Origin of the sequence: Pseudoalteromonas sp. Isolate3, assembly GCF_022398505.1 — a bacterium.
Taxonomy (GTDB): Bacteria; Pseudomonadota; Gammaproteobacteria; order Enterobacterales; family Alteromonadaceae; genus Pseudoalteromonas; species Pseudoalteromonas apostichopi.
In genome coordinates this window covers 17,699-30,953 of sequence record NZ_JAKEVN010000010.1, presented here as the reverse complement: position 1 = coordinate 30,953, position 13,255 = coordinate 17,699, and the positions used below count along the sequence as shown (strand labels likewise).

Below are 13,255 nucleotides of genomic sequence, written 5' to 3'. Positions count from 1 at the left end.
GTCGTTTTTTAAAGCAGATTCAGTTAAAATACCGCCTTTCTAAGCTAGCTCAAACATTGAGGTAATCAAAACTACAATGGATACACATCGTCCAATTCGTCGCGCACTATTAAGTGTGTCAGATAAAACCGGTATCGTTGAATTTGCTCGCGCTCTTGAAGCACAAGGCGTGGATATTTTATCAACTGGCGGTACTTGCAAATTACTTGCTGATAACGGCATCAAAGTCACTGAAGTATCTGACCATACTGGTCACCCTGAGATCATGGATGGTCGCGTAAAAACACTTCATCCAAAAATTCACGGCGGCATCCTAGCGCGTCGCGGTCAAGATGAAGACGTAATGAACGAGAATAACATCTCTGCTATCGATATCGTTGTAGTTAACTTATACCCCTTCGCAAACACTGTTGCGAAAGAAGACTGCAGCCTAGAAGATGCAATTGAAAACATTGATATCGGTGGTCCAACTATGGTTCGCGCTGCGGCGAAAAACCATAAAGACGTGACTATTGTTGTAAATGCAAAAGATTACGACCGTGTAATCAGCGAAATGCAAAACAACAATGGTTCAACAACTTATAAAACGCGTTTTGATCTAGCTATTGCCGCTTATGAGCACACAGCTCAGTACGATGGCATGATTGCAAACTACTTCGGCAAAATGGTTCCTGACTATACAGAGGAAGCTGCTGAAGAGACTAAGTTCCCACGTACTATCAACATGCAGTTCACTAAGAAGCAAGATATGCGCTACGGTGAGAACTCACACCAAGACGCTGCTTTTTATGTTGAAAACGACTTAACTGAAGCATCTGTTGCAACTGCGGTTCAACTGCAAGGTAAAGCACTTTCTTATAACAATATTGCTGATACTGACGCAGCATTAGAGTGTGTAAAAGAATTCGACGTACCAGCGTGTGTTATCGTAAAACATGCGAACCCTTGTGGTGTGTCAATTGGTGACAACATTCTTGAAGCCTATGATCGCGCATTCAAAACTGACCCTACATCAGCATTTGGTGGCATCATCGCGTTCAACAAAGAACTTGATGCAGACACTGCTGAAGCGATTGTTTCTCGTCAATTCGTTGAAGTTATCATTGCACCTAAAGTATCTGAAGCAGCTGCACAAATCGTATCTGCTAAGCAAAACGTACGCTTATTAGAATGTGGTGAATGGTCTGGTAATGCAACGGGTCACGATATCAAGCGCGTTAATGGCGGTATTTTAGTTCAAGACCGTGATCTAGGCATGGTAACGCAAGGCGACCTTAAAGTTGTATCTAAGCGTCAACCAACTGAGCAAGAATTAAAAGATCTATTATTCTGCTGGAAAGTAGCTAAATTCGTTAAGTCTAACGCGATTGTATATGCTCGTGACGGTATGACTATCGGTGTAGGCGCAGGCCAAATGAGCCGTGTTTACTCAGCGAAAATTGCAGGTATCAAAGCAGCTGACGAAAACCTTGAAGTAAAAGGTTCTGTTATGGCATCTGATGCATTCTTCCCATTCCGTGACGGTATTGATGCAGCTGCAGAGGCTGGCATCACTGCTGTTATCCAACCAGGTGGTTCAATGCGCGATGAAGAAGTTATCGCTGCAGCTGACGAAGCTGGTATGGCAATGGTATTTACAGGTATGCGCCATTTCCGCCACTAATCACATAAAGGGTTAAGCAAATAGCTTAACCCTTTTTGTTTGCCACAAATTCACGTATTCTGATTAATAATAATAATTACCCATATAATGAAGGAACAGATGATGAAATTTGCCGTAAAATCGTTACTCGTTGCCAGCCTTGCGCTAACATCAGCACAGGCACTAAGCCACGCCCATGAATCAGCGCTTACAAATGCTGTGCAATCAAGCGAACGTGATGCTAAAAATAGCGCACGTGATAAATATCGCCATCCAGTTGAAACACTTGAGTTCTTTGGCTTTAAGCCAAACATGACAGTTGTTGAAATTGCTCCAGGCGGTGGATGGTATAGCGAAATCCTTGCACCAGCCGTAAAAGGTCATGGTGTTTACTACGCGGCACATTTCCCAGCAGATTCTGAAGTGGGTTATTACCAACGTTCATTAGCTGGTTTCAAGAAAAAGATGAGCGATGACGCGCGCTTCAGTGAAGTTAAACTGACTGAATTTGCGCCAGTGACACATCTTGATATTGCACCAGCGGATAGCGCTGATCTTGTCTTAACATTCAGAAATGTCCACAACTGGTACATGGGTAAAGATAAAGAAGGCGCGTTAAGTGCATTTAAAGCATTTTATAAAGCACTTAAACCAGGCGGCACTTTAGGTGTAGTTGAGCACCGCCTTCCTGAATCGCGCAGCGATGAAGATCAGAAATCATCAGGTTATATGAAACAAAGCTATGTAATTGAAATTGCAAAACAAGCTGGCTTTGAACTGGTGGCAAGCAGTGACATTAATGCAAACCCTCTTGATACAGCTGATCACCCTAAAGGGGTATGGACACTACCACCACGTTTAGCACTTGACGAAAAAGACGCTGCTAAATATAAAGCGATTGGTGAAAGTGACCGTATGACGCTGAAGTTTAAAAAACCGCTATAAATAGGATTATACGCCATGAATGTACTTGTCATCGGCAGTGGCGGCCGCGAACACGCTCTTGCGTTTAAGGCTGCACAAAATACTAAAGTAAACACCGTTTTCGTCGCTCCAGGTAACGCGGGTACTGCACTTGAGCCAAAACTTGAAAACGTTGCTATTAATGTTGAAGACTTAGCAGGTTTAGTTACTTTTGCTAAAGAAAACAACGTTGAGTTAACCATTGTTGGCCCTGAAGTACCTCTTGTTTTAGGTGTGGTTGATACATTCCGTGAAAACGGTTTGGCTATCTTCGGCCCAACAGCTGGTGCTGCACAATTAGAAGGCTCTAAGTCGTTCACTAAAGACTTCTTAGCACGTCACGACATTCCAACAGCGGATTATCAAACATTTGAACAAATCGAACCTGCGCTTGCATACCTAAAAGAAAAAGGTGCGCCAATTGTTGTTAAAGCTGATGGCTTAGCAGCGGGTAAAGGCGTTATCGTTGCGATGACTGAACTTGAAGCTGAAGAAGCTATTCGCGATATGCTTGCAGGCAACAGCTTTGGTGAAGCTGGTAGCCGTGTGGTTATCGAAGAGTTCTTAGAAGGCGAAGAAGCATCTTTCATCGTGATGGTTGATGGCAAAAACGTGTTGCCATTTGCAACTAGCCAAGACCACAAACGTGCTTACAATGGTGACCAAGGTCCAAACACTGGCGGCATGGGTGCATACTCACCTGCACCAGTGGTTACAGATGAAATTCACCAGCGCATTATGAACGAAGTGATCAACCCGACAGTTGAAGGCATGGCAAAAGAAGGCCACCCTTACACTGGCTTCTTATACGCTGGTTTAATGATCACCGCTGATGGCACTCCAAAAGTGATTGAATACAACTGTCGTTTTGGCGATCCAGAAACACAACCTATGATGCTTCGTCTTAAGTCTGACCTTGTTGAGCTTATCGAAGCGGCTAACCGTGAAGAACTTGATAAAACCGATATCGAGTTCGATCCGCGCGCAGCTGTAGGTATTGTACTAGCAGCAAAAGGCTACCCAGATAGCTACCCGAAAGGTGACACTATCAACGGCTTACAAGTTACTTATCCTGAAGGTGAAAAAGTATTCCACGCAGGCACTAAGCAAGACGGCGAAAATGTTGTTACGGCTGGCGGTCGTGTGCTTTGTGCTACAGCGCTTGGCAACACAGTTACTGAAGCGCAACAACGAGCTTATAAACTAGTTGATGAAATCAGCTGGGAAGGCATGGAATATCGTACAGATATCGCTTACCGTGCAATTGCTCGCGAACAGAATTAAGGTCAAACCAGTCTAATTCTAATAAAGCGCAGTTTATCTGCGCTTTTTTAATGCTACACTAATAAGAATATTTACCTAGATAAAGAACTAATTTTGAATAATAAAGCACTGAAATATAACTTTGTTTCATTTCTTATTTTAACAATTTTGTTTTTTATCATTGCCACCCTAGCGGCTCATTTAGCCAGCCCTACCCGCTATACCATTGACAAAACGGCGCCTATTTACAGTAAAACGGCGTATCGAATCGACTACAGTAAATCACTAACTCTGGAGCAGTTTTTAGCAGAACCAGAAAAGCTAAAGCAACGCCCTTTTAAAGATATTGAGTGGGATTTAGCCGAGCAAGATTATTGGCTAAAGCTTGATTTAGAAAACCGTCAAACAAAGCCAGTAGAGCTGTCTATTCACTTTGACAACCCAATGGTTGATTACCTCACTGTCTATCATGTTGATGATAAGGGGCTGCTTATAGATACAACCGAGCTAGGAGATAAAGTAGCTGGGCTCAGTTTGTTCCAATACAGCACACCGCACAGCATTTTAACAATGCAGGGCAACGAGCAAACAACCCTCATTATTAAGATAGATACTGTTGGTATTAGTAAGACACCTATCAATATTTATGGTGAAAAAGAGTTCCAAGATTTACTTCGTTCACAGTCGGGTATTTGGGGGATCTTTATTGGCGTGCTGATAATGGCTGCACTCTATAACTTGGTATTATTTTTAGGGATTCGTGACCGTGTCTACCTTATTTACATAGGTTATATAATCTCAGCATTGCTACTTATGGGCTCAGTGCTTGGTTTTGGTTTTTATCTATGGCCTTTGTCATGGCAAATGTTTTTTAATGAGCAAGTGGTCTTCAGTAACTATGCAATAGCCTTTTTCACTGTAGCATTTTGCACTATGTTCTTACGCTACCATAAAGACAATTGCCGCCTTTATAAACTCAGTATTAGCTTTTTAGCCCTGCTCTTCAGTCTCAGCCTGATCAGTTTTTTCATGCTGGAATATCATTCTTCAAAAATCTTTTTTGCCATCATGGTACCGCTTTATATTTTATGTATTTGCATGATATACAAAAAGTTAGTGAGTGGCTTTAGATGGGCAAAGTTTTATGTAATGTCTTGGGTGCCACTGATAGTAGGCGCTGCAATTCAACCTTTAGAGCTTACTGGATTTATTCAGTATAGCTTTGCAGTTAGACATATTTTTTTAATCGCTATTCTGTGTGAAATTGTGCTCATGGCAATGGCGCTGGCTGATCGAGTCCGGTATCAACGTGAAAAAGCGCTGTATCATGCAACTCATACTCAACAAACAGAGTTACTCAATCAAGCTATGCTCAAACAAGCCTATATGGCGATCACTTCAGAGCACAGGCTCGCTAATCTTTGTTTAGTGAAAATAGAGCAATTTAATGCCCTAATGAGCATCCTTAAGCCAAGTCAGAGTAGCCAAATAATTATCACAGTTGCTCAATCCCTAGAGCATCAAATCAATAAAAAGAGACAATTTATTAATTTAGAGTCGGCTTTAGATAATAGCCCAAAAGTAGCTGATTTAGGGAATGGTATACTCGCCTTTATTTCTACCAAAATTCAATCTCAAGTAGAGCTTTATCAAGAGCTTAACAACCTTTGTAAACAGCTCCCTAAACAATATAAAGTGGCAGACTTAGACCTACAGCTTTACTATCGCTTTAGCATTACCGAGCCGGTTAGTGATGATGGCTTTGATATTTGGCTGCAGCGTGGCTACTTGGGTTTATCACAAAAACAACAAAATATTGACTTTAACGCACCACATATTGATATGGATGTCAGCCTTGCTGCAGAATTACAGCAAGCAATACGAAGCAATACATTAGCCATTTACTTACAGCCAATTATCAATTTACACAGCGGCGCTATCTGTGGTGCTGAGGCGCTATTACGCTGGCCTACAGCTGGTAAGTATCTCGATATTGAGCAACTGATTTTATTGGCTGAACGAACAGGTTTAATCAATGAACTAAGCTTATGGGTAATTGATCAGGCTTGCCTTGCTGCTGCACAGCTTAATCGACAAGGTTACCGCGAGCATACTATTAGCGTTAATTTAAGTGCGAAAAATCTCGCTATCCCTAAACTCGTCGAAAAAGTCGAAAACACTATCTTAAAACATGGTATTACCGCGGATCAGTTAAAGTTTGAATTAACCGAGTTTGCGCTTATTAAAAACCATGATGAAATGGTCAGCTTTATCAGCGAGCTCAATAAACTCGGGAGTAAGGTAGTACTCGATGACTTTGGTACTGGCTACTCTTCGTTGAACTACTTGGTGAATTATTCATTTAGCACTATAAAAGTAGATAAGTGCTTTATTCTGGATTTAGTGGATAACACAACTAATCAAGTGGTTGTAAAAACCGCCATTGATATGGCCCATAACCTTGATATGAATATCACCATCGAAGGTGTTGAAAACCAAGCTACAGAGAAAATGCTGATCAAAATGGGGGCTGATCAAGGCCAAGGCTATTATTACAGCAAAGCACTGCCGATTAATGAGTATCTAAGCTTTATTGCCTCACAATTTAAATAGGGCGTGTTACACTGCTCTTTTTAACATCTTTAGGGGCCATGTAAAGATGCAAGGTACGATCAGAAAATTAAAGTCGACACTTACCTCTCCTGTCGAATATCAATTACCTATTGGTGATGAGCTAGTTTCGTTAAATGACTATATTGGTAAACCGCTAACACTCACTTTTACTGGCAATATTTTTTGCTGTAACTGCGGTAAAAAAACCAAGAAAAGCTACTCTCAAGGCCACTGTTTCGTGTGTATGCGCAAACTGGCTAGTTGTGACATGTGTATCATGAAGCCTGAAACGTGCCACTTTGATAAAGGTACCTGTCGTGAGCCGCAGTGGGGTGAAGAAAACTGCATGATCCCGCATTACGTGTATTTAGCAAACACCTCAGGCCTAAAAGTAGGTATTACACGCCATACTCAAATTCCTACACGCTGGATTGACCAAGGTGCGACGCAAGCTTTACCTATCTTCAAAGTACAAACCCGCCTTCAATCTGGTTTAGTTGAGGTTGCCTTAGCCAAGTTTATTGCTGATAAAACCAATTGGCGAAACATGCTAAAAGGCCAATCTGAAGCAATTGATTTAAAAGCCGCTGCCAGTGAGCTGATCCCACAAATTGATGCTAAGCTGAGTGAACTTGCTGAACTGTTTGGCTCAACGGCAATTGAAAAGCTCGATGAAGATGTGGTTGAGCTAGACTACCCTGTGAGTGAATACCCAAGCAAAATCAGCTCTTTCAATTTTGATAAAGCACCAGAAGTATCGGGGATTTTAAAAGGCATTAAAGGCCAGTACCTAATTTTTGATACTGGCGTAATTAATATTCGTAAGTTTACTTCTTATGAGATAAGCCTTAATTAATCGCTTTTTTCTGTATTAAGGTAAAAGTCATACCATTGCTGTTTCGCTACGGGACGGCAAAAATAATAGCCTTGAATGATATCGCAGTTAAGTGAACGTAAGTAATTTAACTGCTCTACCTTCTCAACCCCTTCGGCGACAACATGAATACTTAAACTTTTCGCAAGACTAATAATCGCCGTTACTATTTCACTATTACCATATTCATCAGGTACTTTTGCTATAAAGCTGGCATCTATTTTTAACGTATCAATAGGCAGTTTTGTTAAATAACTTAAAGCCGAATACCCCGTACCAAAGTCATCCAAAGTAATATGCACACCTAGTTTTTTCAGCGCCAACAACTCTTGCTTGGCCTCACTAAAGTGGCTTATAAAACAGCTTTCCGTCAGCTCAACTTCAAGCTTGTGTGGGTCAACATCATAACGCTCAAGTAAACGCTCAACATTCGATGCTAATTGCCCCTGACGTAAGTGATTCGCCGATATATTAATTGCTAAGCGCCCTGCTTCAATCCCTTGTTGCTGCCACTTTTCTAACTCTTTACAAGCCTGCTCGATTACCCATAAATCGAGTTTTACAATTAGACCAAGCTCTTCAGCAAGGGGGATAAATTTAGCCGGTGAGATCACGCCAAGATTCGGCTCATGCCAACGCAAAAGCGCTTCAACACCTAAAATTTTACCCGAGTTTAACTCTTGCTTCGGTTGGAAATAAAGCTCAAATTCGTCACATTCAATGGCATTTTGCAAACGGCTCATCATTGCCAGACGTTCTAAAGAGCGCGCATTCATAGCTGGTTTAAATAATTGAAATGAATTACGACCGACTTCTTTGGCGCGGTACATAGCAATATCAGCATGCTTAAGTAATGTGGCGCTATCTACGCCATCATCTGGATAAACTGCTGCGCCAATAGAGGCTGTAATTGCAACTACATGCTCGTTAATAGCAAGCGGCATACTCACTTGCTGTAATACTTGTTCTGCAAAGTTTAATAACGTTTCAACACGATTTACTTCGCATAGTAAAACAAATTCATCACCACCTAAGCGTGCTAGGGTATCCCCTTCAGGTAAGATTGATAAAATTCGTTCAGCAACTTGTTCAAGCAAATTATCACCTGCGTCATGTCCTAAGCTGTCGTTGACCTCTTTAAAGCGATCTAAGTCAATAAACATTACAGCTAAAAGATCATGGTTACGCTTGGCGGTGCTTAGTGCAATGGAGAGCCTGTCATGAAATAAGCGCCGATTTGGCAGGCCGGTCAATTCATCGTAATAGGCAAGCTGGGCAATTTTTTCTTCAGCACGTTTACGCTCAGTAATATCGCTAAAAATAGCTGCATACAGCACCTCATCAAAGTTAGGGTCTTTAATTTGAATGATGGTTAGCCACTCAACAAACTCTTCGCCGCCTTTCTTACAATTACAGATCTCCCCTTGCCACACCCCTTCATATTCAATGGCATGCCACATTTTTTGATAAAAAGAACGACTATGTTTTGTTGAGCTTAGAATATTTGGCCGCTTACCTATTACTTCATGTTCAGCAAAACCTGTCAGCTCAGTAAAAGCTGGGTTAACTTGAATAATGGTGCCGTCTTTGCGAGTTAACATGATGCCATCAAGTGAGGCATCAATAATTTTATTTGCAAGAAATAGGTTACGTTGTGACTTTTGCAAAGCAAGATCACGCTGCTCAATAGCACGCTCAAGCTCGCAACAATAAGCCGATTCAATCTCTGTGATCAAATCAGCAAATGAAATCACCCCACAGATCTCATCATCTTTGACCACCAAATGGCGAACATTATGCTCTGTCATAGTGCGATAAGCATCAAATAAACTACTTTCACAATCAATTTCAATTAACGGATAACTGGCATACTGCCAACAGGGATTTAGCCACTCAGTTTGGATTATCAATTCAACAATGTCGCGCTGAGTAATAATACCGTGTACTTCAAGCTCTCGGTTATAAACCAGCACACTATCAAGCCTGCCAGTTCGCATCAGCTGCACAACCTCTTCAATCGGTGTCTGCGCATCAACGACCTCAAGGTCGGTGCGGTATTGCTCATGAATAGGCCTAAACTGTAGGTAGTGGTCCAGACCTTGGTTATGAACGATATCAGAAAGGTTCAGCATACCAGCAGGTTGGTTCTCACTATCCATTACTAATAAATGGCGAATACCATGTTGTTGAAAACGCAGCGTTGCATCACTGACTGAACATTGGTTAGGCACCGTAATAACAGGTGCTGACATCACCTCATGAATGGCAAGATTCTTGTAAGCTGGGCTGCTGATATCAATTTTCAAACAATCAGCTTCAGTCCAAATCCCAACCACGGACTGTTCATGTTGGATAAAAATAGCCGTTACATTGTGAACATGCATCAACCTTACCGCATCGACCAAAGGCGTATGCGCAGGACATGATACCAATTTATGCGAAAAGACATCACTGACCTTTTGATGTCGTCTTGGTTGATTCATAAGTCGACTTTCCTAGTTCTTGCATGAATTGACAATTATAATCATTTCAATATTGGCAACTTTGACACAGGACAATAAATGCACTCATCATTTCCTAAGATTATTTTTTCAGCTAATGAATTAGCATTAGTAGAAGATGAAGCCGATATTGAAAGCTTTGTTTATGGTTTGAGTGAGGAGCAGCAACTCGCAGTTATTATGCTTTTAGCTACAGGGCAGTATGTTAATTTGCAGGGTGAGAGCGTTAAAGCCTTAACTGACGCTGAGCTTGCGACTAAAGTGACTGAGCATCTAGCACAAGAAGGAGTGTGCTGTTTAAGTAAGGTTTCTCGGCTTAGACCATCGCAAGCCTTTGCTATGCTGGCAGATTAAGGTGCATCCACCAGCGCTTTAATATGCGCCACAGCACTTCGACCAAGGGCTGATAAGGCATAACCCCCCTCGAGGTAAGAGACAATCCCTTTACAATCTTGCTGTTGGCAAAACTCAGCTAGTTGTGTAGTGAGCCATGCGTAATCATCTTCAACAAACTTCAGGCTTGCCATGTCATCTTCAAGGTGAGCATCAAACCCAGCACTAATAAACAATAGTTCAGGCTTAAATTCATTGAGTTTTGGCAGCCATTGCTCAAGGTACACAGCTTTCAAGTCATTACCATCACTGGCAATTGGCAGCGGTGAGTTCACTAAAGTCGCGTTATTTTCAACCGCAGTATTAGGATAAAATGGGTGTTGAAACAAAGAGCAAAACAACACATTATCATCTTCTAAAAAGATATCTTGAGTGCCGTTTCCATGGTGAACATCGAAGTCTAAAATAGCGATGCGTTTTACACCTTTGCTTTGCGCATATTTCACGGCAATGGCTAGATTATTAAAAACGCAAAACCCTGCAGAGGAGCTGCGGTTTGCATGATGGCCCGGCGGTCTAACCGAGCAAAAAGCTGCATCTAGCTTATCAGCAAGGATCTCATCAACGGCTAATAACCCGGCGCCAACGGCGCGCTCAATCGCTTTCATTGAGTCTGGACACAGCCAGGTATCGCCGTCTAATTCAGCAAGCCCGTCATTAGGAATTGTTTGTTCTACATGGCTGACCAAAGACTCATCATGAGCACGTAAAAAATCGTCGCGGCTAGCTTTTGGAGCTTGTAAATGAGTAATTGCAATATCAACACCGCTTGCTAGCAAACGGTCGGTGATCACATCTAAACGCGCGGGACATTCTGGGTGATCCTCAATCATTTTATGTTTACGACAAAATGGATGTGAGATAACTGCCGTTCTCATAATACGCTCCTTGGATTATTTTCCCCCAGTATAACAAAGCCACCGAATGGTGGCTTTGCGACTTTGGTTTACTTTTTAGCGCGTAAATCTAAATTTCTAAAGTCAAAACTAAAGTCAGTGACCGCCGTTGATACAGCGCGCATTTTCGCACCACTCACTCTGTTTTCTGGGCTCATTTGAAACTCTATGTAAGCATCCGCTTCAAGTAACTTTTCATCCCACTTAACAATAAAGGTATTGCCAGTGTAATGCTCTAGTTGACCTTTTAAGCGCTTTGTATGAGTAAAATCAATACGTAGCTGACCATTTAACTCTTCGATGACCACATCACCATACCAGTTATCATGCAGTGTACCTGTGTAGTTGATGTTTGGTAGTTTCGGTTGATAATCGGCCGGTGTTTCTGGTTTTGCATTTGCGTAAGCTTCTTTTTTACCTTCAAAATGCTTTTTCGCAAGATCTTCAACCCAGTCTTTATCTTCAAGATCTAATGCATCTTCTAACACTTCATAAGTTACTGCAGATAACGCACTAAATGCTTGCTGGTTACTAAGAATCACAATACCGAGGTTTTTCTCTGGTAATAATGTCACTTGAGACACCATACCTAAGATACCACCACCATGGCCTAACTTTTTAATGCCGTGGAAGTCTTCAATACTCCAGCCTAAACCATAGCCTCTAAATTGCTGATGGTAAGCTTCATAAGCTCTTTTTGAGGCCATTGACGTAGTATGTGGATGCCACATTTGTTGCTGCTGCTTTTCAGTGAATAACTGATCGCCATTTGGCATTTTGCCATGTGCAAGCTGCGTGCGTAGCCATTGGCTCATATCACTCACGCTTGATGCAATCGCACCTGCACCACGGAAGTCTTCAAGGTAGTTAACAAAAAATGGATGTAGTTGCCCATCCATTGGGATATGACCCGTAGCCCAGTTTTTATTACTACTAGGGATACGTGAAAAACCAGCTCGCGAGTTTTTCATATCGAGAGGCTCAAGAATATTTTTCTCAATATAATCATTCCAGCTCATGCCAGAGACACGCGCAACCACCTCACCTGCTGTCACAAACATTAGGTTGTTATACGCGTATTTACTGCGAAAACTACTTGCCGGTTTCAAATATTTTAGGCCTGCGATGATCTCATCAATCGATTTGTCGGTATCTGGCCAAATCATTAAATCACCTTGCCCTAAACCCAAACCGCTACGGTGGCTTAATAAATCGCGAATGGTCATTTCACGCGTAACATAAGGGTCATACAAGCGAAACTCAGGTAGATGATCAATAACTTTGTCATCCCAGCTTAGCTTGCCTTCATCAATCAATTTAGCTAACGCTGCTGCGGTAAATGCTTTGGTGTTTGAGGCTATACCGAATAATGTGTCTTTATTTACTTTTTTACCGGTATCAAGGTGAGATACACCAAAACCTTTTGCTAACACGACTTTATCATTTTCAACAATCGCCACAGCCATACCCGGTACATCAAAACGTGCCATCGACGTTTCGATCACTTTTTCGATTTTCTTAGTATCAATATCAGCATAGCTGTAAAACGAACAGCTTGATAACAATGCCGCTGCAACGGCTAATTTACGGAGTTTCATAATATCCCTTGGTGATTTTTATTGTTGTGAATAGCGAACTCTTTCGCTGCTCGGGTTTTATCTGGATCATCGCAACTTTGTCTTGCGAGTATTGCTTCACTGTAATGATTTGGTACACCTGCTTCAAGCGCTCCGCGATGAACATGCTGAAGATACCAGTCGAATGGAAGTAAAGACTCATCAAGGGTGTTAGCAATATAACAATGCGCAGCGAGTTGCTCGCCATCAATTAGCTCAACGGTGATATCTACACAGTCATAACGTGGCCCTTCGATATCATCAAGAATCGACTTTTCCGCTTCGTTAAGCTGATAAACAACGCCATATACCAAGGTATCTGCTTGCCCTGTTTTACGCACGCTGCATTTTGCAGAACCATCGGTACTCACCATATCAAAAGTCAGCTCATAACCCTTTAAAATGGCTGTGCCCACCCGTTTTGCTCCAGGTAGCCTTGCCAGCAATCGACTCGATGACATATTTGAACCAAATGAAAAGTTATACAGCGCCAT

General features: G+C 41.9%; 10 protein-coding genes. 6 read left to right on the top strand and 4 right to left on the bottom strand.

The annotated features are described in order from the left end of the window. Nucleotides 1-76: 76 nt before the first annotated feature. From purH to L1D46_RS03865, 5 genes are all read left to right on the top strand, one after another. A complete protein-coding gene (gene purH, locus L1D46_RS03885) occupies nt 77-1,663 on the top strand; it encodes a bifunctional phosphoribosylaminoimidazolecarboxamide formyltransferase/IMP cyclohydrolase (protein ID WP_130050611.1) in 1,587 nt (528 codons plus the stop codon). A 102-nt stretch (nt 1,664-1,765) separates the two neighbouring features. Then, a complete protein-coding gene (locus L1D46_RS03880) occupies nt 1,766-2,587 on the top strand; it encodes a class I SAM-dependent methyltransferase (protein ID WP_130052247.1) in 822 nt (273 codons plus the stop codon). Nucleotides 2,588-2,602: 15 nt separating this feature from the next. After that, entirely contained in the window at nt 2,603-3,889 is a 1,287-nt protein-coding gene (gene purD / locus L1D46_RS03875) for a phosphoribosylamine--glycine ligase (protein ID WP_130050610.1), read from the top strand. 93 nt (nt 3,890-3,982) lie between these two features. Then, nucleotides 3,983-6,481 carry an EAL domain-containing protein gene (locus L1D46_RS03870; protein ID WP_239976838.1) on the top strand — a complete coding sequence of 833 codons (2,499 nt, stop codon included), beginning with the start codon at nt 3,983-3,985 and terminating at the stop codon, nt 6,479-6,481. A gap of 46 nt (nt 6,482-6,527) precedes the next feature. Further along, nucleotides 6,528-7,337, top strand: coding sequence for a DUF2797 domain-containing protein (locus L1D46_RS03865; protein WP_130050608.1), 810 nt, complete (start codon nt 6,528-6,530; stop codon nt 7,335-7,337). On the opposite strand, the gene L1D46_RS03860 is transcribed toward L1D46_RS03865, so the two are convergent. After that, the gene (locus L1D46_RS03860) at nt 7,334-9,838 is read right to left on the bottom strand and encodes an EAL domain-containing protein (RefSeq protein WP_130050607.1); all 2,505 of its coding nucleotides are present in this window, start codon (nt 9,836-9,838) and stop codon (nt 7,334-7,336) included. The genes L1D46_RS03865 and L1D46_RS03860 overlap by 4 nt on opposite strands. Nucleotides 9,839-9,916: 78 nt before the next feature. Here L1D46_RS03860 and L1D46_RS03855 point away from each other — a divergent pair, with 78 nt between their 5' ends. Further along, on the top strand, nt 9,917-10,210 hold the full coding sequence (locus L1D46_RS03855; RefSeq protein ID WP_239976837.1) for a hypothetical protein: 294 nt from the start codon (nt 9,917-9,919) through the stop codon (nt 10,208-10,210). Here the strand turns inward: L1D46_RS03855 and L1D46_RS03850 are convergent. From L1D46_RS03850 to L1D46_RS03840, 3 genes are all read right to left on the bottom strand, one after another. Next, nucleotides 10,207-11,127, bottom strand: a complete 921-nt coding sequence (locus L1D46_RS03850; RefSeq protein WP_167659186.1) for a histone deacetylase family protein — start codon at nt 11,125-11,127, stop codon at nt 10,207-10,209. The genes L1D46_RS03855 and L1D46_RS03850 overlap by 4 nt on opposite strands. 68 nt (nt 11,128-11,195) lie before the next feature. Continuing rightward, nucleotides 11,196-12,743: a serine hydrolase gene (locus L1D46_RS03845; RefSeq protein WP_239976836.1), complete on the bottom strand. Its 1,548-nt coding sequence runs from the start codon at nt 12,741-12,743 to the stop codon at nt 11,196-11,198. Further along, entirely contained in the window at nt 12,740-13,255 is a 516-nt protein-coding gene (locus tag L1D46_RS03840; protein ID WP_178927398.1) for a gamma-glutamylcyclotransferase family protein, read from the bottom strand. The genes L1D46_RS03845 and L1D46_RS03840 overlap by 4 nt, the downstream gene beginning before the upstream one ends.

Coding starts and splice junctions, on each gene's coding strand:
- purH (WP_130050611.1), top strand. CDS start 77: ATGGATACACATCGTCCAATTCGTCGCGCACTATTAAGTGTGTCAGAT.
- L1D46_RS03880 (WP_130052247.1), top strand. CDS start 1,766: ATGAAATTTGCCGTAAAATCGTTACTCGTTGCCAGCCTTGCGCTAACA.
- purD (WP_130050610.1), top strand. CDS start 2,603: ATGAATGTACTTGTCATCGGCAGTGGCGGCCGCGAACACGCTCTTGCG.
- L1D46_RS03865 (WP_130050608.1), top strand. CDS start 6,528: ATGCAAGGTACGATCAGAAAATTAAAGTCGACACTTACCTCTCCTGTC.
- L1D46_RS03860 (WP_130050607.1), bottom strand. CDS start 9,838: ATGAATCAACCAAGACGACATCAAAAGGTCAGTGATGTCTTTTCGCAT.
- L1D46_RS03855 (WP_239976837.1), top strand. CDS start 9,917: ATGCACTCATCATTTCCTAAGATTATTTTTTCAGCTAATGAATTAGCA.
- L1D46_RS03850 (WP_167659186.1), bottom strand. CDS start 11,127: ATGAGAACGGCAGTTATCTCACATCCATTTTGTCGTAAACATAAAATG.
- L1D46_RS03845 (WP_239976836.1), bottom strand. CDS start 12,743: ATGAAACTCCGTAAATTAGCCGTTGCAGCGGCATTGTTATCAAGCTGT.
- L1D46_RS03840 (WP_178927398.1), bottom strand. CDS start 13,255: ATGGCGCTGTATAACTTTTCATTTGGTTCAAATATGTCATCGAGTCGA.